This window comes from Dinoroseobacter sp. S124A (genome assembly GCF_049801015.1).
In the GTDB taxonomy this organism is placed as follows: domain Bacteria; phylum Pseudomonadota; class Alphaproteobacteria; order Rhodobacterales; family Rhodobacteraceae; genus Dinoroseobacter.
This window is the reverse complement of record NZ_JBNAGD010000001.1, coordinates 620,529-640,570: the sequence shown is the minus strand read 5'-3', so window position 1 is coordinate 640,570 and position 20,042 is coordinate 620,529. Positions and strand designations below refer to the sequence as shown.

Genomic DNA, 20,042 nt, shown 5'->3' with positions numbered 1-20,042 from the left:
ACCCTTTGGTGAGCCATGGCGCGACCTGCCAAGGCAGGCCGCGCGGACGCGCAAGCTCAGCCCTTGGCGCGCTGAGAGCGACGACGGGATGTCAGGCCCATCGCCCCGAGACCCGCGAGCAGCAGCGGCAGCGCCGCCGGCAGGGGAATGGGTGCCACTTCCTCGAAGCTGATCGAGGCCAGGGCCCGGCCCACATCGTTGCCATCGACCACAAAGCCCGCCGCGGTGGGCTGACCAAAGAGGAAATCCACACCGCTCTGGGTCACGACGCCACCGACCGTGTCGGTCGCCGTGCCGCCCGCCGCGGAGAAGGCCGCGCCCAGCCCGTCATTTTCCTCGGTGCCGCCATCCCAGATGTCGTTGGCATCGACCAGGATCTCGGACAGGTTCGTGAAGGCGCCCTGATCGTCGAACAGCTCATAGGCCAGCGGGTTGCCGTTGCCGACAAAGGTGTCATTGGACGGGATCACCATGGACAGGAACGAGTAATACCGGTTGTCCGACGGGTCGAGCTCGATCACGAAGGTCGTCACCTCGCCCGCGTCCAGAACCGGCGGCTGCCCCGGCTGCGACCCGAACCCCTGCGGCCCCGTCGCCACGGCGGTCTGTGCGCCGATGCCCAGCCCGTTGATCCGCTCGATCTCGGCCCCGACCTGGCCTTCCTCGGCAATCGCCTCAAGCTGCGTCGAGGCGGCGGAGCCTTCCTGGAAGCCGGCATAGCTGCCATCGTGGAACACGTTGAGGAACGGCGTGAGATACAGACCGTTCTCGTCACTCAGGTTCTCAATGGTCACCTGCACTGACGTCGCGTGCACCATCCCTGCTGTCAGACTGCATGCGCTGGCCAACAACGCTGCTCTGATCATTGTCTTCATAATTCTAGTCTCCTGAAAGTGCGGCACCACCCAATCGGTGCCGCCTTCACGGAGGAGCAGTTTGGTAAACCGCACAAGCACACGGCCGCTCACCTCCGCGCGAGCGGCGCGTAACCCCTTGATTTTCTGCCCATCACGTTCTTGGCAAAGGGCCGTGACATCGCGTGAGCAGCGCCTTTGGCGCGTGGTAGTCCCCCCGGGCCATCTAAGGGCGCGTGACCTGCCGGCATCGGGAGGCTAGCCTGCCGGATATCGAAGATGCGCCGCCCGGAGAGCTGTCCTGGGGGTGCTGCACCGAGGGCCGCCCACGCGTGCCGGAAAGGACAGAATGACCGCAGATGACATCATTGCCCGGCTCGATCTGGCCCCTCATCCCGAGGGCGGCTGGTTCCGCCAAACCTGGATCGCCGAGGCAGAGGGCGACACGCGCCCTGCGGGGACCGCGATCTATTTCCTCCTGAAAGCCGGGGAGCGTAGCCACTGGCACCGGGTCGACGCGGCGGAGATCTGGCACTGGTACGGTGGCGCGCCGCTCGACCTGTGGATGGCGGAAACCGAGGCCGGTCCCGCAAGCCGGCATCCGCTGGGACCTGATCTCAGCCGGGCCGTCCCGCAGGTGATCGTGCCCAAGGGCCATTGGCAGGCCGCCGAGAGCACCGGCGACTGGACACTCGTGGGCTGCACGGTCTCGCCCGCCTTCCGCTTCGAAGGGTTCGAGCTGGCCCCCGACGGCTTCGACATCCCCCGCGCAGGCTAGGCCCCGGACAGGGTCAGCCCCCCGGCGCGCTGGTCACACCACCGCCCACGGGGGTCGAGACCCCGGTCGTTCCGGGAAAGGAGGTCGGCAGACCGTTGAGCACCCGCACCGCCATATAGGCAAAGGCCTGTGCCTCGATCATGTCCCCATCGAAGCCGAGGGTTTCCACAGGCGCGACGCGACATGAGGAAAACCTCTCAATGAATTGTTTCAAAGTGGTATTCTTACGACCACCCCCGCAAAGAATGACCTGATCGACCGCCCCGGGCAAGAGCGCGAGCCCCGCCGCCACCGAGGCTGCCGAGGCCGCGGTCAGAGTGGCCACCGCATCGGCGGTTTCGAGATCGGCCACCGCCCCGGCCAGCCAGTCAAAAGCATCCCGGTCGAGGGATTTCGGCGCCGGGCGCAGGAAATACGGGTCGCTGAGCAAGCGGTCGAGCACGGGTTGCGCGACCTGGCCCGCCTGCGCCAGCGCGCCGCCCTCGTCGAACCGCGCACCGGTGCGGATGCGCACCAGATCATCGATCGGGGCATTCGCGGGCCCGGTGTCAAAGGCCACCAGCGCTTCGGGCCCGGCCTCCGGGTCCACATAGGTGACGTTCCCGACCCCGCCGAGATTGAGAAAACAGGCAGGCCGCGTGAGCCCCGCGCCCTGTGCCACGGCCCAGTGATAGATCGGCGCGAGTGGCGCCCCCTCTCCGCCCAGCGAGACATCCACGCTGCGGAAATCCCAGACCACGGGACAGCCGACCGCCCGGGCGAGCGCCGCCCCATCGCCCAGCTGATGCGTGCCCTCTGCGCGCGGGGCATGGGCGAGGGTCTGGCCGTGGAAACCGACGACATCCGGCGTGTCGAACCGGGCAATCACCTCTGCATGGGCGCGCGCCACGACCTCGGCCGCCGCCTCCAGCCCCGGCCCCGGCCAGCGCCCGAGCACCGCGCGCAAGGCCTCGCGCTCGGTCTCGGTATAAGGGCGATAGGTGGCGGGGCCCTGCTCCAGCACCCGGATCCCATCCGTGCGGATCAGGGCGGCATCCACCCCGTCCAGAGAGGTGCCCGACATGCAGCCCAGCGCCCAAAGCGGCTTTCCCTTCATTCCCGTCCCCGATATAGACCTCGCGACACTTCAAGATGGACCGATCCGGCAATGACCTACCAGCCCAAATCCGACTTCATGCGCGTGATGATGGAGCGCGGCTTCCTCGCCGACTGCACGGATTACCAGGCGCTGGACGAGGCCCTGAGCACCGGCGTGGTCCCGGCCTATATCGGGTTTGACGCCACTGCCAGCTCGCTCCATGTGGGGTCGCTGATCCAGATCATGATGCTGCGCTGGCTGCAAAAGACCGGGCACAAACCCATCGTGTTGATGGGCGGCGGCACCACCAAGGTAGGCGATCCGAGCTTTCGCGCCGATGAGCGCCCGCTGCTGACGCCGGACCAGATCGACGCGAATATCGCGGGCATCAAGCAGGTTTTCTCGGCCTATGTCAGCTTCGGCGAGGCGCCCACGGACGCGCTGATGCTGAACAATGCCGAATGGCTGGACGGGCTGAACTATCTCGACTTTCTGCGCGATGTGGGCCGCCATTTCAGCGTCAACCGGATGCTCAGCTTCGAGAGCGTGAAATCCCGGCTCGACCGCGAGCAATCCCTGAGCTTTCTCGAGTTCAACTACATGATCCTGCAGGCCTATGACTTCATGGAGCTGAACCGCCGCTATGGCTGCCGGTTGCAGATGGGCGGCTCGGATCAATGGGGCAATATCGTCAACGGGATCGATCTGACACGACGGATCCTCGACCACGAGGTGTTCGGCCTGACCTCGCCGCTGCTGACCACGGCGGATGGCAAGAAGATGGGCAAATCCCAGTCCGGTGCGATCTGGCTGAATGCGGATATGCTCTCGCCCTATGAATTCTGGCAGTTCTGGCGCAACACGGCGGATGCGGATGTGGAACGCTTCCTCAAGCTCTACACGGAGCTGCCCCTGGATGACTGCGCCCGGCTCGGCGCGCTGGACGGGGCCGAGATCAACGCGGCCAAGATCGCCTTGGCCAATGCCGTCACCACCCTCGCCCACGGGGCCGAGGCCGCTGCCGCCGCCGAGGCCACGGCCCGCGAGGTCTTCGAGAAAGGTGGCACGGGCGATGACTTGCCGACCCTGACCCTGAGTGCCGACGAGATCGGCGACGGTATCTCCATCGTGCAGCTCATCACCCGCTCGGGGCTTGCGAAATCCGGCAAGGAAGCCAAGCGCCTGATCGCCGAGAACGGCGCCAGGATCGACGACGCGCCGCTGACCGATGCCGGGCTGATGGTGGATGCCGCACGCCTTGCCGAACCGCTCAAGCTCAGCGCGGGCAAGAAACGCCACGCTCTGATCAAGCTCGCCCCCTAACCCCCATCCCGCGCGCCCCATCCACGGGCGCGCCGCAGCCGCATTCGCGCAACCTCCCCGGATTGCTGTCTCGGCAAGATCACCCCGCGCGACCTGCCCGCTCAGAAACGCCGGGAACGCCGCAGTGCCGGAGGCACAGCACTTCCGCTCTCTCCCCTCCCATAGCCACATTGCAGCCCGGCCCGCAAAAAGGGCGCTGACCTCTCGGCCCGCGCCCCCAAACATGTCTTGCGGGCGTCAGCCCGCGCCTTTGGATCACCCGTCGCCGAGCATCCATGCGCCCTCGGGCCAGAACGCGTCATAGGCAAAGGCGAACATCACGTCATGGGGCAGATCCGCACCATTGGCATCGCGCACCCGGATCGCACCGACATCCCGCCCGTCCGCGATGCGCGCCGTGTCCAGCGCCGAGGCCTTGCCCGCCTTCCAGGTAATCGTCACGCCCGCCTCCGTCACCTCTTCGGCCAGGCGCAACCGCTCCAGCGGCCAAGCCCTGTCGCCCACCCGGATCACCCGGGCCAGAGCCGGAATGCCATGGGGCGGCGGGTCGCCGGAATAGAGGAACGGCCGATGCGAGCTGTCGTAATTCTCATAAGGATTGCGTCCGTAATCGCGCCGCCAGGCGGGCTCATCCATGACCAGACCATCGGGATTGCGGGTCGAGAACGCCTCCCAGCTTTCCATCCAGGTCGGCAATTGGGTCAGCATCTGCCCGGTCTGCACCCCGACGATGGCCTCGCCGATGGCCTGCTGCCACCAGCTTTCGGTTTCGCGGTCATACATCACCATGTCCGATTTGCGCAGCTTGCCGCTGACCCCGAGGGTCAGGACCTGCCCGTTCACGCGCCGGTCAAAGGTGATCGCGGAATTGCACAGCGGACAGAAGGTCACCGCGATGGGCAGACCTTCCACCTCGTCATTTACGATCTCGTGCCAGGTCAGGTAGCGCACCGGATAGGCCCGGGGCGTGGCATCCCCAAGCTCCACCGCGATCACCGGCTCCATCGCGCCCAGACGGCTCTCGGCATCGACTGGAATGAAGCTCGGGTCGCTCAGGGCGGGAATGCCATCCTTGGGTGGCCCGCCAGAGAGGATCTCGACAAAGGGCACCGCACTGATCGAGAAATCCGTGTTGGGCCATTCATGTTTCCAGAATTGCGGATCCGCAGCGGCTGCCCCGCCCCAAAGGCAGGTCGCAACCATCGCGGTCATCATGTGTTTGAACACCTTGGGCCCTCCTGTCGGTTGGACCCCAAACTGCCAAGGGAAACCGGATCGCGCTAGCCCGCCTCACGGCAAGGTGACGCAGAGCGAGCGGCGTCGACGCCGCGCCCGCGTCCCCGCGAGGAGCCCCAGGCCACCTAGCATCAGCAAGCCTGCCGCCGGAAGCGGGATCGCCGCAAGCTCTGCGAGCGCGTCAAAACTCAGCGTGGTCTGGGTGCTGCCGGTGCCGAACAGGACCTGCTCGAAGCCGCTCAGGGTCACGGCGAGGCTGTCCCCACCGCGCATCAGGGAAAGCTCCACATTCAGGCCGGACAGCACGACGTCAAAGATGTCCGTCTCGGCGAAATCGGCGAAGATCACCTTATCGACCCCATCCCCACCGGCATAGAGACCCGAGGGCGAGAGCCCGGCAAACCCGGTCCCGTCGAAGATCAACAGATCCGCATCCTCGCCCAGAAGGATGTCGCCCATCACGATGCTGGACGCGGCCAGCGTGACGCGATCTGCCCCCTTGCCGAGATTGAGCGCGACGCCGGAGCTGCCCTTGAGCGTGCCGGAATTCACCACCTGCTGGTCCGCAGCATCATCCGCATCCACGGTGACCGCCAGCGTGCCCGCGATAAGGCCCGCATTCTCGATCAGCGACGGCCCCGCGCCCGGATCGAAATCGATGGCCGCATTTGTCCCCGAGGTGATCTCGGCCCCGGCGGCGTTCCGCACCGTCCCGGAATCGATGTCGATGGCGTCCTGCGCTTCGACAGTGCCGACCAGATCGGCCGCCGTCTGCGTGTTCCGGATGATCCCGTAATTCTCGATCACCGCGCCTTCGCCCACCTGAATGGCGTCATCAAAGGCCTCGACCGTTCCGAAATTGAGGATCTTGGCGTCGTCGCCGGTCTCGATCCCTTCATTGGCGCTCGAGCTGATGCGCGCACCAAGCGCGTTGGTCACCTCGACCCCGTCGCCATTGGCATCGATGGCCTTCTCAACCGCCTCGATCGTGCCGCCATTCGTGACCTTCAGCCCGTCGCCGCCCTGGATCCCCTCATCGCCGGACAGGATCGCCCCGTCATTGGTCACGACACTGTCTACACTGTCCTTGAGGTTGATGGTCCGCTCGCCGCTGAGCGTGGTGTCGAGCGTCGCCCCGCTGAGCACGTTGATCGTGATCTGGTCGCTGCCGTCCTCGATGCCGCGGGTTTCGGTCGCATCGGGGCCATCGACCACCGAGACCGCATCGCAGGTTACGGTATCGCCAGCGGAGATCCCCGAAACAGCGGAGCAATCCGCATGGGCGGCGCTGCTCAGGGCCCCCGTGGCCAAGAGGGCGATCAATGACATCCGAAGCATGGGCTCTGTCCTTCAAAAAGTTAACGCCCCCGGGGTACGGGGACGTTGTAACAGTTTGATAAAGACAGGCCGCCGGTGCGATCACTCGGTGACGGTGACCTTCACCATACGATCCGGCTCGCCGATCACGGCACCATTGCGGCCCGTGCCGCGCTTGATCGCGTCGACCACATCCATGCCGTCGGTGACCACACCGACGACCGTATACTGACCGTTCAGGAAATGGCCTGCATCGAACATGATGAAGAACTGGGAGTTGGCCGAGTTCGGGTTCTGGCTCCGGGCCATGCCGACGACACCGCGGTCATAGGGCACGTCGCTGAACTCCGCCGGCAAGTCCGGACGGCTGGAGCCCCCCGTGCCCGCGCGGCGCAGGTCAGACCCGAGCTTGCCATGTTCCACATCCCCGGTCTGGGCCATGAAGCCCTCGATCACGCGGTGGAACACCACGCCATCATAGGCGCCTTCGGCGGCCAGAGCTGCAATCTGTTCGACATGCTGCGGGGCGAGATCCTCACGCAGGTCGATCGTGATCGTGCCATTGGCTTCGCCCGCCACCTCGATCTGCAGGCCGGTGGCCAGCGCGGGGCTGGCCAGCAGGCTCAGGGCAAGCGCAAGCTTACGCATCGGCGGCCACCTTGACGGAGATCATCTGGTCGGGGTTCATCGGCGGCTCGCCCCGGACGATCTTGTCCACATGCTCCATCCCGTCGATGACGCGGCCATAGACCGTGTATTGCCCGTTCAGGAAGTGGTTATCCGTGAAATTGATGAAGAACTGCGAATTCGCGCTGTCGGGATTGGCCGAGCGCGCAGCGCCCAGCGTGCCACGGTCATGGGGCAGCGACGAGAACTCCGCCGGAAGGTTCGGCAGGTCCGACCCGCCGGTGCCTGCGCGGCGGATGTCGAGATCCTTGGAGGCATTGCCATTGGCCACATCGCCGGTCTGAGCCATGAAGCCGTCGATCACCCGGTGGAAGATCACGGTGTCATAAGCGCCGGCGCGGGCCAGCTCTTTCATGCGCTCGGCATGTTTGGGGGCCACATCGGGCAACAGCTCGATGGTGACGGTGCCATCCTTGAGTTCCATCAGAATGGTGTTTTCGGGGTCTTTGATCTCAGCCATCTGGCATCCTCCTGCATCTGTCCCGCGCAACCTAGGCGGCGCGTGCCGGATGGGAAACCCCACAAACGCATGAGCGGCGCGGAACGGCAAAGGCACACCTGTCCGGCTGCCTGCCCTGCGCGACGCGGCGACAGGTTGACCTTTGCCATGGCTCTGGCAGAACGAGCCCACGCGCAGATGGAGGCCGATATGAGCTGGAAAACCCTCGATGACATGGATCTGGACGGAAAGATCGTTCTGACCCGGGTGGATATCAACGTACCCGTGGCCGATGGCCAGGTCACCGATGCCACGCGGATCACTCGGATCATCCCGACCGTTCAGGATATCGTGGCCAAGGGCGGCCTGCCGGTGCTGCTGGCGCATTTCGGGCGCCCCAAGGGGCAGGTCGTGCCCGAGATGTCTCTGCGGATCGTGCAGCCCGCGCTCGAAGCGGCGCTCGGCCAGCCCGTGACCTTCGTCGAGCGCCCTTCGCGGGACGCTTTGGCGGCCCTGCCCAAGGGCAGTGTCGTGCTGGTCGAAAACACGCGCTTTGCGGCTGGCGAAGAGAAGAACGACCCGCAGATGGCGGATTTCCTCGCGAGCCTCGGCGATGTCTATTGCAACGACGCCTTCTCGGCGGCCCACCGGGCCCATGCCTCGACCGAAGGGGTTGCGCGCCGCCTGCCCTCCTGTGCCGGTCGGCTGATGCAGGCCGAGCTTGAGGCGCTGCAATCGGCGCTCGGCGATCCGGTCCGTCCGGTCGTGGCCGTGGTCGGCGGGGCGAAAGTGTCGACCAAGCTCGAGCTTCTGGGCAATCTGGTGGAGAAGGTCGATGATCTGGTGATCGGCGGAGGGATGGCCAATACCTTCCTCGCCGCGCAAGGCATTGATGTGGGCGCGTCCCTGGCCGAGCATGACATGACCGATACCGCGCGGGAGATCCTCGCCAAGGCCGAGGCGGCGGGCTGCACCATCCATCTGCCCAAGGACATCGTGGTCGCGCGGGAATTCAAGGCCGGGGCCGCGTCCGAGACCCTGCCTGCGAATGCCTGTCCGAGCGATGCGATGATCCTCGATGCGGGCCCCGAGACCGTCGCGGCGGTGGCCGAGGTCTTTGCCAAGGCCAAGACGCTGATCTGGAACGGTCCGCTCGGCGCGTTCGAGATCACGCCCTTCGACATGGCGACCAATGCGGCCGCCAAGGCCGCGGCCGATGCGACCGAAGCGGGCACGCTGGTCACCGTGGCCGGCGGGGGCGACACGGTCGCGGCCCTGAACCAGGCGGGTGCGGCCGAGAAGTTCACCTATATCTCCACCGCCGGGGGCGCGTTTCTCGAATGGATGGAGGGCAAGACCCTGCCCGGCGTCGCCGCTCTGGAAGGTTAACAGCCTGAGCTATTGCGCCACTGTTAGCGCGAGCAGAATTGCAGCTTGATCCGGGCTCGGATAGATCCGGATCAAGCATCCTGATTTCCGCGGAGTTCCCCCATGTCCCAAGCTGACCAGATTCGTTCCGGCCAAGGCTTTATCGCTGCCCTCGACCAGTCGGGCGGTTCCACCCCCAAGGCCCTGCGGCTCTATGGTGTCGAAGAGGATGCCTATGGCTCCGAGGCCGAGATGTTCGACCTGATCCACGGGATGCGCGCCCGGATCGTGGCCGCCCCGGCCTTTACCGGCGAGAAGGTGATCGGCGCGATCCTGTTCGAGATGACCATGGATCGCGAGTTCGGCGGCAAGCCTGCCCCGAGCTTTCTGTGGGAAGACAAGGGCGTTGTGCCCTTCCTGAAGATCGACAAGGGGCTTGAAGCTGAGGCCAATGGCGTCCAGCTGATGAAGCCGATGCCCGGTCTCGACGACCTGCTGGCCCGCGCGGCCAAGAAGGGCATTTTCGGCACCAAGGAGCGTTCGGTGATCTCTGCGGCCAATGCCGAGGGCATCAAGGCAATCGTCGCCCAGCAATTCGAGATCGGCGCACAGGTTCTGTCCCACGGGCTGATCCCGATCCTCGAGCCCGAAGTGACCATCACCATCGCCGACAAGGCCGAGGCCGAGGATATGCTGCTGGCCGAGATCACCGCCCATCTCGACAATGTCCCCGAGGGCCAGCAGATCATGCTGAAGCTGAGCCTGCCGACCAAGGCCAACCAGTACGCGTCGCTGGTGGCGCATCCCAAGGTGATGAAGGTCGTCGCCCTCTCCGGGGGGTATAGCCGCGAAGAGGCGAACGGGCTTTTGTCGCAGAATGCCGGCGTGATCGCCTCGTTCTCGCGCGCACTGACCGAGGGGCTGTCCGCCCAGCAGAGCGATGAAGACTTCAACGCCACCATCGCCGAGACCATCGACGGGATCTATTCCGCCTCCATCGCGGGCTAGACACCCAAACCTTGACTTGAGCGCGGCTTTTTGCCTTTGGGGGATTCACAGGGAGTCGCGCTTGTGTCATGATGCTGCTACCGCGCGTCAGACGCGGAGATGAGGCAGCAATGACCAACCACCAGAAACGATCCGCCATCCATGGCGCCCTCGTAACATTGGGGGCCTTTCTGGTGGGCACCTATTTCGTGTTTCACGCGGTGCAGGGCGATTACGGTCTGTTCAACCGCGTGCAGATCGAAGCCGAGGAAACCCGGCTGCGCGCCGAGCTGGCGCTGTTGCAGCATGAGCTCGACGATCTGAAGAACCGGACACAGCGCCTGTCCGATGGCTATCTCGACCTTGATCTGCTGGACGAGCAGGCGCGCAAGATCCTCGGCTATGCCCGCCCGAACGAGGTCATTATCCGCTGATCCCATGGTCCCGTGCGGGCTTGATTGACCGCTGGGAGAGTCTGGCTTAGTTTAACTCTAAACTATCCGAGGCCGCATCTGGGAGGAGCGACCATGGCTGCACGCCGTGCTGCAAAGAAATCCAACGTCTCTAAAGAAGAGCTTCTGGAATACTACCGCCAGATGCTGCTGATCCGCCGCTTCGAAGAGAAGGCCGGTCAGCTCTATGGCATGGGTCTGATCGGTGGGTTCTGCCATCTCTATATCGGTCAGGAAGCCGTGGTCGTCGGGCTCGAAGCCGCCGCCAGCGAAGGGGACAAGCGCGTCACCAGCTACCGCGACCATGGTCATATGCTGGCCTGCGGGATGGATCCCAACGGCGTGATGGCCGAGCTTACGGGGCGCGAGGGCGGCTATTCCAAGGGCAAAGGCGGCTCCATGCACATGTTCTCGAAAGAGAAGCATTTCTATGGTGGCCATGGCATCGTGGGCGCGCAGGTGCCCATTGGCGCGGGTCTCGCCTTTTCTGACAAGTACAAGGGCAACGACCGGGTGACCTTCGCCTATTTCGGCGATGGCGCCGCCAACCAGGGCCAGGTCTACGAGACCTACAACATGGCCGAGCTCTGGATGCTGCCGGTGGTGTTTGTCATTGAAAACAACCAATACGCCATGGGCACCTCCGTGGCGCGCTCCACCAAGTCCCCTTCCCTTTGGGAACGGGGCGCGGCCTACGGTATTCCCGGCGAGGAAGTGGACGGCATGGATGTGCTGGCTGTGAAAGCAGCTGGCGAGAAGGCCGTCGCCCACTGCCGCGCGGGCAAGGGCCCCTATATCCTCGAGGTCAAAACCTACCGCTATCGCGGCCACTCCATGTCCGATCCCGCCAAGTATCGGACCCGGGAAGAGGTGCAGAAGATGCGCGAACAGCGCGATGCCATCGAGCATGTGCGCGAGATGCTGCTGAGCGGAGGTCACGCGGCCGAGGATGACCTCAAGGCGATCGACAAGGACATCAAGGCCATCGTGAACGCCTCGGCCGAGTTCTCCAAGACCAGTCCCGAGCCGGATGTCTCCGAGCTCTGGACCGATATCTACGCAGAGCTGTGAGAGGGGAGTAACGCATGTCCACTGAAATTCTGATGCCCGCCCTTTCGCCCACCATGGAAGAAGGCACGCTCGCGAAATGGCTCGTGAAAGAGGGCGACGCGGTCGCTTCGGGTGATATCCTCGCGGAGATCGAAACCGATAAGGCCACCATGGAGTTCGAAGCCGTGGATGAGGGGATTGTCGGCAAATTGCTGGTCGCGGCCGGCACCGACAATGTGGCCGTCAACACGCCCATCGCGGTGCTGATCGAGGATGGTGAGACGCTGACGGATCTACCGGTCGCCGCTGCTGCGACGCCAGACGCCCCGTCCGAGGCACCGGCTGCGCCTGTCACACCGGCCAAGATCGTCATACCGGATGAGCCCGACCTGCCGCCCGGCACGCAGATGAAATCGATGACCGTCCGCGAAGCGCTGCGCGATGCCATGGCCGAAGAGATGCGCGGCAATGAGAACGTGTTTCTGATGGGGGAAGAGGTGGCCGAGTACCAGGGCGCCTACAAAATCAGTCAGGGCCTGCTGGAGGAGTTCGGCTCGCGCCGCGTGATCGACACGCCGATCACCGAGCACGGGTTTGCCGGGCTCGCCGTGGGCGCAGCCTTTGGCGGCTTGAACCCGATCGTTGAATTCATGACGTTCAACTTTGCCATGCAAGCCATTGATCAGATTATCAACTCCGCAGCCAAGACTCTCTACATGTCCGGCGGTCAGATGGGCTGTCCCATCGTCTTTCGCGGACCGAACGGGGCGGCTGCCCGTGTGGCCGCGCAGCATAGCCAGGACTATGCCGCATGGTACGCGCATATCCCGGGCCTGAAGGTCGCGATGCCCTATTCGGCCTCTGACGCGAAGGGCCTGCTGAAATCCGCGATCCGCGACCCGAACCCGGTGATCTTCCTCGAAAATGAGATCCTCTATGGCCGCTCCTTCGAGGTGCCGATGCTGGACGACTACACCGTGCCCTTTGGCAAGGCACGTGTCTGGCGCGAAGGGTCTGACGTGACGCTGGTGAGCTTCGGGATCGGCATGACCTACGCATTGGAGGCCGCCGACCGTCTTGCAAAGGATGGGATCAGCGCCGAGGTGATCGACCTGCGAACCCTGCGTCCGCTCGATACGGACACGGTGATCGCCTCTGTCCAGAAAACGAACCGCTGTGTGACCATCGAAGAGGGCTTCCCCGTCGCTTCCATCGGCAACCACATCTCCGCCGTCCTGATGCAGGAGGCGTTCGACTATCTCGACGCACCGGTCATTAATTTGACGGGGAAGGATGTGCCCATGCCCTACGCCGCCAATCTTGAGAAGCTGGCGCTGGTGACCACTGACGAGGTGGTCGCCGCGGTTCATGCCGTCACCTACCGCTAACCGGAGAGAGATCATGGCGACCGAGATTTTGATGCCGGCCCTGTCCCCCACGATGGAGGAAGGCACCCTCGCCAAATGGCTCGTGAAAGAAGGGGATCAGGTCTCTGCCGGAGACCTGCTGGCCGAGATCGAGACCGACAAGGCCACGATGGAGTTCGAAGCGGTCGATGAAGGTGTCGTGGGCAAGCTGCTCGTCGCCGCCGGAACCGACGAGGTGCGCGTAAACACCCCTATCGCGATCCTTCTGGAAGACGGCGAAGAGCTGTCGGACAGTCCCGCCAGCGCAGCTCCGGCCCCCGTAAGCGCGCCGGTCGAAACCGCCACCGCCGCTCCGGTCACGGCCAGCGCGCCGCCCCCGAAATCAGGGAGCCGCGTCTTCGCCAGCCCGCTCGCCAAGCGCCTCGCCGCTCAAGCGGGGCTCGATCTCGCGCAGATCACCGGGACAGGCCCCCATGGGCGGATTGTGAAGGCTGATATCCTCGCCGCCGAAGCGGCAGGTCCAGCCTCCAGCCCCGCACCCGCACTGACCGCCCCCGCAGCGGCGACTGCGGCTGCCCCTGTCACGCCTTCACCGAAATCCGATGTGGCGGCAGCCTATGCCGACCGCCCCTTCACCGAGGTCGCACTAGATGGCATGCGCAAAACCATTGCGGCCCGTCTGACCGAAGCCAAACAGAGCATCCCGCATTTCTACTTGCGCCGCTCCGTTCGTCTCGACGCGCTCCTGTCCCTGCGCAGCCAGCTCAATGGAGAACTCGCTGCCTCCGGTCGCAAGCTCAGCGTGAATGATTTCGTGATCAAGGCCTGCGCCAACGCCCTGCAATCCGTGCCAAGCGCCAACGCGATCTGGGCTCAGGACCGGGTTCTGCAGTTCGAGCGTTCCGATGTGGCGGTGGCTGTCGCGATTGAGGGCGGTCTCTTTACGCCCGTGATCCAGAACGCGGATCAGAAATCGATCTCGGCGCTTTCAGAGCAAATGAAGGACCTCGCCAGCCGTGCCCGCGACCGCAAGCTCGCGCCTGCGGAATACAGTGGGGGCTCTTTCGCGATTTCCAATCTCGGCATGTTCGGGATCGAGAATTTCGACGCGGTCATCAACCCGCCCCACAGTGCGATCTTGGCCGTGGGTGCAGGCACGAAGCGACCCATCATCGCCGAGGACGGCGCTTTGGGCACGGCAACGATCATGGATCTGACACTCTCCGTGGATCACCGTGTCATTGACGGATCCGTCGGTGCGGATCTGCTCGGCGCAATCGTGCAGGGCCTCGAGGCCCCGCTCCTGCTGCTCGCCTGAGTCAGGACGCTCCGATCAATTGATCCATCGTCACGGAAGGCTGGGAACACCCGGCCTCCCCGACGATCTTCGCCGGAACACCCGCTACGGTTTTGCAAGGGGGCACGTCGCGCAGCACAACCGATCCCGCGGCAATCCGCGAGCAATAGCCGATAGAGATATTGCCCAGCACATGGGCTCCGGCGCCGATCAGAACACCATCGCCGATTTTCGGGTGACGGTCGTCATCTTCTTTGCCGGTTCCGCCTAGCGTCACCGAGTGCAGCATGGAGACATTATCGCCGACCACGGCCGTCTCCCCGATCACGATGGAATGGGCATGGTCGATCATGATCCCCTGCCCGATCCGAGCCGCCGGGTGAATATCGACACCAAACACTTCGCTCACGCGCATCTGCACGAAATAGGCCAGGTCGCGACGCCCCTGCCGGTAAAGCCAATGGCCCACCCGATACGCCTGCACCGCCTGGAACCCCTTGTAAAAAAGCAGCGGCTGCAAAAAGCGATGGCATGCAGGGTCACGCTCATACACCGCCACCACATCCGCACGCGCCGCAGCCCCCAAGCTCGGGTCGTCCCGATACGCCGCATCGGCCAACTCGCGCATCATCTGCTCGGACATCTCACCCGAGGACAGCTTCAGCGCGATCCGAAAGGACAACGCGTCCTCAAATGTTTTGTGGTGGAGAATGCTCGAATGCACCAACCCGCCCAAAAGCGGTTCGTCCTGCACCGCAAGGCGGGCTTCATCCCCAATGCGATCCCAAACCGGATCGATGGCTTTCAGGGTTTTCGACGTTTCTGGCATGACGCGATCTCCGGGTCTGTCTCCCTAATGGTTTAGGGATTTTGCCCTGCTCATACAAGGACCCCAAAGAACAGCGCGGGTTTCCGCGCGCAGCCTGGGCCGCACGCCAGTGCGACAAGGTATTGATCACAATAGATAGATTTTCAAGAACTGGTTCTGTCATCCCATGCTGAACTGGCACAACAGTCCCGATAGGCAAAACCGGCAAGGACACCCTCGTAGCGGCGCGCGGCCCCAGTTTCTTGCGGATCTTGTGCCGGATATGGCGTGCCTCAAACAGGTTGAGACACAGCGCATGGCGGGACGGCCGGGACAGCGCAGGCAATCGCATGGCCATCCCGACCAGATCTTCAAGACTTACCGGAGGCATCAGACCGGCGCAGGAATGCCCAGCTCGATCATATGCACCACGAGCCGCACGGTCCCTCCCGCGAAATCCCCCCCTTCTGCGGTCAGCTGCAAGGGTGTCGCGCTATAGTAAGTCTGCGGCTGCCCGGTGAGCCCATGAACATAGCCATTCAGACCCGTGCTAAGACCCGAGCCATACCGATTGTCCGACGCACTCACCCCCAGACGCCAAGACGTCAGATCCCCGGTGATTTCGGAGATCACACGTCCTGTAACACCGATCACTGATGCATTGGCCGGGATCTGTGCACTGGTCAGCTGGCTCGGTCCCGCGGTGACCACATGATCGAAGCTCAGCGTCTTGAGCTGCGGTCCCACCGCGCTCCCGAGGCTGAGAGCGACCCAATCGGTACCATCGAAGCGGTACATCGCCTGCTCCTGCACGACCCAGGCCTGCCAGCCGGCGCGCGGGGTGATGTATTCCCAGCCGCCATTGCTGCGCAGAGCCAGTTGCCCTGTCGCTGCGTTCCAGGGCGGCTCCGCCCCGGCGGGAATGGCATAGACCTCCCCGTCGGACGCATCGCTCGGCGGTGTGATCTCGCTGATCGACTGCAGAACAAGCTGTGCCACCGCATCCAGCCGGATCAGGCTTTCGTTCACCGTGACGTGCTTCTGCGCCTGCGCCGCTTCCACGAGCGGCAGTTCGAGATTTGCGCTCTTAACCATCGAAGATCATCCTTCCAATTGCGCCCGGCCCAAAGCGGTCCGAAACCTGTGCGACTTCGATGATGAAGGGCGCCGAGAGCCCGTCCGAAGCCTGCATTTCCGTTGTGTAGACCCAGCTCGGGTCGCTCAGGGTCACCTCGCGCTGCACCGCCTCGTCCATCGATTTGACCCGCAGGACATATTGCTCGCGGTTCTCGCCCAAAGGCACCTCGTTGAGATCCCAGCGGTCGCCATCGACCCGCGTTCGACGGATAAAGCTCACCTCGACGCCGGATGCCCCTTGGGTCGCTTTCAGATGAGCAGGTGCATAGGGCCGCTGTCCGATCCCCGCAAAGGTCGGCGCGAGATAGACATAGCTCGGGTCATCGATGGGCCTCTGTGCCGGACCGATCCGATAATGACGCGGCAAACCAAGGGATTGCGAAGAGAGCGTGATCTGCTCTACCGCTTCCGTCAACAAAACGACCAGACTGCCCTCGGGCCAGGCATCGGGCATGTCCGCATCCGTACCCTGCTGCCCACGCAACCGCATGGTCAGATCATAAACCCCCGGGTCAACCGGATCCACTTCGGCGAACTGGAACAACTCCCACCCCCCGGACTCACCGGAGCCGATCGCCATCAGGTTCGCACCGCGCAGCACGGCTTCCGGGCTCACCGAAGAAAGCTGGCCCGTGGTCAGCTTCACCCGCAGCGCCGGTCCCCGATCCCAGACGCCGGGCTCCGCCCGCTCCAGAACCGTTTGGGTAACCCCGAGCATCGCCGGATCCCCCATGAAACGCTCCAGCTCATAGCCTGCATCTTCCGGCGAGCTATAAACCGCGACACTGCCTGGCCAGGGTTTGGCGGTGATCGCCAGACGCGGAGCATGTTCCACCTCATCCCCCGTGATCAGGGGCAGGTCCATGAAGACCGGGAAAACTGGCACAGGCGCGGCAAAACTCCGCGCCGGCGGCAGTTCCTCGACCGAGTCGCTGGGTGTGTAAACCGCGCCAGAGACCCGCACCGCATCGAGACTGCGAACGATGCCCTCTTCCAGCCGGTCCACCCGGTACAGTGCCGGGGCGCCTTCGGCCCCCATCAACTCGACCGTATCCCCCGCCGCAATGTCGGACCGTGACATGGGCAAGGCAAAGCGCGCCGTATCCCGGGCCACGCGCGACTCTGCCAGCCATCGCTCCACGATCGCCTTGCCCTCGGAATAGGTCAGCGACATCGGGAAACTCGACTGGGACACCGTCTGCAAAGTGTCATCGGGAAAGACCGCTTCGGCAGACCGAGTGGCATAGTCGCCCCCCTCTTCCACGTAGCGCAGCTGCACCCGCCCAGCGAGCTCGGCATCCGGTGCACGCGTCAGCTGCAAGACGCCTTCCGCATCCCCTTCGAGCGCCAGACGGTCCGGATCGATCTCCGCCGGTTCTTCCTCGCGCCGACTACGGAACACGAGCTTGCCCGCTTTCTCGACCACTTCGAACCCATGGGCCAGCATCAGTGGCTGCAAGGCCGCCCGCGCCGTCGAGATGTTGTCGACGATGTATCCCCGAACGAGCCCGAAGAGCTCAGAGGTATCCACCTCGGTCACGCCGGAGGTATTGCAGATCTCCCGCACGACTTCGGCCAGAGTTTGCGCCGTGATCCGCCCCCCGATCCAGTGACCGCGGGCATAGTTCGGCGAGTCGGCCCACAGCGTGCTGTTGTTCGGAAAGGCGGGCCAAGGCCGTGCGTCCCAGGCCCATGCGTGGATCCGGGATGTATCCAGCATCTGCCCGTCATACTGGGTCGAACTGGGGTTGTTCTCCGGCTGGTTCCAGTAGCTCAGGATCGCATCGTAATAGGCGTACTGCACCATGTCGTCCCGACGTCCGTCAGAATAGCGCGGCCTTGCGGATTCCGATGACCGCAGGTCGATGAACTTGTTGGGCTGGTTGGTGCCCTTGTCGATGGCAGCACAGCCGATCTCGGTGAACCAGAAAGGCTTGCTTTGCGGCTCCCACGCCGTTGGGGTCGCGGACCGCACGCCCGCCACGCGGTTATGGTGTGTGTTCGACCACCACCCCTCCAGATCCTTGTACCGAAAGACCCACGGTTCGTCGGCCAGACCATCCTCGATCGGGGTCCGGATCTGCGCGTTGCGGTCCGACTCCGAGGCGTAATACCAGTCATAGCCCTCGCCACCGGCGACCCCTGCCCGCAAGTAATCCTGATCGTAGATGCTGCCGTAAACCGCATCGAGGTGATCGATCCCCGCCCGCCAATCCGACAGCGGCATGTAATTGTCGATCCCGATGAAATCGATATCCTCATCCGCCCAAAGCGGATCAAGATGAAAGAACACGTCTCCCGACCCGTCCTGCGGGTGATACCCGAAATACTCGGACCAATCGGCCGCGTAGCCGATCTTGGTCTCTGGACCGAGGATCGCGCGCACATCTGCCGCCAGAGCGCGCAATGCCTCGACCGCCGGAAAGGAATTGTCGGCGCCGCGGATCTGCGTGAGGGCACGCATTTCCGACCCGATACAGAACGCATCCACACCGCCCGCTGCCTTGCACAGCGTCGCGTAGTGCAGGATGAAGTGACGGTACTTCCAGTCGACCGCGTTCCAATTCACCCCATTGTCGGCAACCGACAGGCTCGAGACCGACGCCGTTCCGAAGAACGCGTCCACCTCGTCCTCCGCAACCGCAGTGCCGTCTGGTGAGCCCTCGACACCCGGTGCGCGAGAGGTCGTGATCCGCCCCCGCCAAGGCAGAACAGGCTGTCCGTCCTCACCGCTATAGGGATCCGGGAGCGTATTGCCCGGCACCTGATCCATGAGAATGAACGGGTAGAAAACCACGCTCTTGCCCGCAGTCCGCAAGCCTCGAATGGCTTGGATCACGGACTGATCGCAAGGCGTCCCACCATAGATCTGCGCGTCATCAATCCGCACGATCTCTTCAAGGTCATAGCGCGAGCGATTGCCCACGCGATAGGGCATCTGCACCCCGTCATAACGCTTCTGATCGACCTTGGGGCGCAGCTCGCAGGTATCGCAGCGCAGGTCATCCCCGAACCAGCTCACCACCAGCGAGACGGAGTCACACGCAGGCAGATCCCGCTCGAGATTTTGTAGCGAGACGTTGAAATCCGTCTCCCCGCCCGGTGAATTGATGTTGATCGAGCTGTTGGCACCCGGCCCCTCGCTCCAATGCACCGGAGTCGTGGCCAGCGCGTATTCACCGGTTCCGGGGATCATCGCAACGCCGGGCACACGCGCGGCCAGCGGCAACTCGGCATCGTCCGGCTGCGCCGGGCGATGAACCTCAAAACTGAACTGCGGCACACGGTTGCCGTATTGGCCAAGATCCAGATCCTCGATCAGGACATAAGCCGTGCCACGGAACGCCGGAGCCCCTTCGCCTTCCACCGCTTCGATCTTCGGATCAACGGCCTGATCGCGGGTGCCGTAGTAAACCTGCAGGTTCAGGTCACTCTGCGAGATCTCGACCCCGTCGGCCCAGATCCGGCCCACGCTCTGGATTTCGCCTTCACACAGACCAATCGCAAGGCTGACTGTATAGGTATAGTTGGTCACTTTGGGACGCGCGGGCGAGCCTTTACCGCCCCCGCGCGAGGTGGACGTCTCCTGGAAACGCGACGCCCAGATGATCTGACCTGCCACCCGCATCTTGCCATGGATCACCGGGATCACATCACCTTCGCTGGCATTCGAGAGCCGGAAGCGGTCGATCCGGCCGGTCTCGATCGCAGCAGAGCCGCTGCCGAGCAGGCGTTGATCGATGGCCTGACCAATGGTCGCCCCGATGGCACGACCGATCACCGTCGCTGACAGGCCGAACGCGGCCCCGCCAATCGACGACCCGATCGCGGCACCGGCTGCGGATAAGACAAGTGTGGCCATGT

Annotated in this window: 17 protein-coding genes; 8 read left to right on the top strand and 9 right to left on the bottom strand. The window is 64.0% G+C overall.

All coding sequences use genetic code 11. From position 1 onward, the window contains the following. Positions 1-56 precede the first annotated feature (56 nt). Positions 57-794, bottom strand: coding sequence for a spondin domain-containing protein (locus tag ACP15I_RS03050; RefSeq protein ID WP_424973839.1), 738 nt, complete (start codon positions 792-794; stop codon positions 57-59). Between the two features lie 409 nt (positions 795-1,203). Here ACP15I_RS03050 and ACP15I_RS03045 point away from each other — a divergent pair, with 409 nt between their 5' ends. Then, entirely contained in the window at positions 1,204-1,632 is a 429-nt protein-coding gene (locus ACP15I_RS03045; protein ID WP_424973838.1) for a cupin domain-containing protein, read from the top strand. Positions 1,633-1,645: 13 nt separating this feature from the next. Here the strand turns inward: ACP15I_RS03045 and ACP15I_RS03040 are convergent, their stop codons facing one another. Beyond that, positions 1,646-2,728 (bottom strand): anhydro-N-acetylmuramic acid kinase, encoded by a 1,083-nt coding sequence (locus tag ACP15I_RS03040; RefSeq protein ID WP_424973837.1) that lies wholly within the window; start codon positions 2,726-2,728, stop codon positions 1,646-1,648. A gap of 51 nt (positions 2,729-2,779) precedes the next feature. Between ACP15I_RS03040 and tyrS the strand changes: the two genes are divergently transcribed. Next, positions 2,780-4,033 (top strand): tyrosine--tRNA ligase, encoded by a 1,254-nt coding sequence (tyrS, locus tag ACP15I_RS03035; protein ID WP_424973836.1) that lies wholly within the window; start codon positions 2,780-2,782, stop codon positions 4,031-4,033. 255 nt (positions 4,034-4,288) lie between these two features. On the opposite strand, the gene ACP15I_RS03030 is transcribed toward tyrS, so the two are convergent. The 4 genes from ACP15I_RS03030 to ACP15I_RS03015 form a co-directional block, all read right to left on the bottom strand. Further along, a complete protein-coding gene (locus ACP15I_RS03030) occupies positions 4,289-5,248 on the bottom strand; it encodes a DUF3179 domain-containing protein (protein ID WP_424974111.1) in 960 nt (319 codons plus the stop codon). A 75-nt stretch (positions 5,249-5,323) separates the two neighbouring features. Next, positions 5,324-6,598, bottom strand: a complete 1,275-nt coding sequence (locus ACP15I_RS03025; RefSeq protein ID WP_424973835.1) for a hypothetical protein — start codon at positions 6,596-6,598, stop codon at positions 5,324-5,326. A 90-nt stretch (positions 6,599-6,688) separates the two neighbouring features. Beyond that, complete coding sequence (locus ACP15I_RS03020; protein ID WP_424966916.1) at positions 6,689-7,234, bottom strand: peptidylprolyl isomerase; 546 nt, start codon at positions 7,232-7,234, stop codon at positions 6,689-6,691. Then, a complete protein-coding gene (locus ACP15I_RS03015) occupies positions 7,227-7,733 on the bottom strand; it encodes a peptidylprolyl isomerase (RefSeq protein ID WP_424966917.1) in 507 nt (168 codons plus the stop codon). Before ACP15I_RS03015 ends, ACP15I_RS03020 begins: the two co-directional genes overlap by 8 nt. Before the next feature lie 189 nt (positions 7,734-7,922). On the opposite strand from ACP15I_RS03015, the gene ACP15I_RS03010 reads away from it, so the two are divergent. The 6 genes from ACP15I_RS03010 (at position 7,923) to ACP15I_RS02985 (ending at position 14,254) form a co-directional block, all read left to right on the top strand. After that, on the top strand, positions 7,923-9,101 hold the full coding sequence (locus tag ACP15I_RS03010) for a phosphoglycerate kinase (RefSeq protein ID WP_424973834.1): 1,179 nt from the start codon (positions 7,923-7,925) through the stop codon (positions 9,099-9,101). A gap of 102 nt (positions 9,102-9,203) precedes the next feature. Beyond that, entirely contained in the window at positions 9,204-10,088 is an 885-nt protein-coding gene (locus tag ACP15I_RS03005) for a fructose bisphosphate aldolase (protein WP_424973833.1), read from the top strand. Between the two features lie 110 nt (positions 10,089-10,198). Next, a complete protein-coding gene (locus tag ACP15I_RS03000) occupies positions 10,199-10,501 on the top strand; it encodes an FtsB family cell division protein (protein WP_424973832.1) in 303 nt (100 codons plus the stop codon). A gap of 93 nt (positions 10,502-10,594) precedes the next feature. Next, positions 10,595-11,590 carry a pyruvate dehydrogenase (acetyl-transferring) E1 component subunit alpha gene (gene pdhA / locus ACP15I_RS02995; protein WP_424966921.1) on the top strand — a complete coding sequence of 332 codons (996 nt, stop codon included), beginning with the start codon at positions 10,595-10,597 and terminating at the stop codon, positions 11,588-11,590. A 14-nt stretch (positions 11,591-11,604) separates the two neighbouring features. Beyond that, complete coding sequence (locus ACP15I_RS02990) at positions 11,605-12,957, top strand: pyruvate dehydrogenase complex E1 component subunit beta (RefSeq protein WP_424973831.1); 1,353 nt, start codon at positions 11,605-11,607, stop codon at positions 12,955-12,957. Between the two features lie 13 nt (positions 12,958-12,970). After that, the gene (locus tag ACP15I_RS02985; RefSeq protein WP_424973830.1) at positions 12,971-14,254 is read left to right on the top strand and encodes a pyruvate dehydrogenase complex dihydrolipoamide acetyltransferase; all 1,284 of its coding nucleotides are present in this window, start codon (positions 12,971-12,973) and stop codon (positions 14,252-14,254) included. A gap of 1 nt (position 14,255) precedes the next feature. Here the strand turns inward: ACP15I_RS02985 and cysE are convergent, their stop codons facing one another. The 3 genes from cysE to ACP15I_RS02970 all read right to left on the bottom strand — a co-directional run bounded on the left by cysE (position 14,256) and on the right by ACP15I_RS02970 (position 20,040). Next, on the bottom strand, positions 14,256-15,062 hold the full coding sequence (cysE, locus tag ACP15I_RS02980; RefSeq protein WP_424973829.1) for a serine O-acetyltransferase: 807 nt from the start codon (positions 15,060-15,062) through the stop codon (positions 14,256-14,258). A gap of 369 nt (positions 15,063-15,431) precedes the next feature. Continuing rightward, positions 15,432-16,136 (bottom strand): DUF2793 domain-containing protein, encoded by a 705-nt coding sequence (locus tag ACP15I_RS02975; protein WP_424973828.1) that lies wholly within the window; start codon positions 16,134-16,136, stop codon positions 15,432-15,434. Continuing rightward, positions 16,129-20,040 carry a baseplate multidomain protein megatron gene (locus ACP15I_RS02970; protein WP_424973827.1) on the bottom strand — a complete coding sequence of 1,304 codons (3,912 nt, stop codon included), beginning with the start codon at positions 20,038-20,040 and terminating at the stop codon, positions 16,129-16,131. Before ACP15I_RS02970 ends, ACP15I_RS02975 begins: the two co-directional genes overlap by 8 nt. Positions 20,041-20,042: the final 2 nt, after the last annotated feature.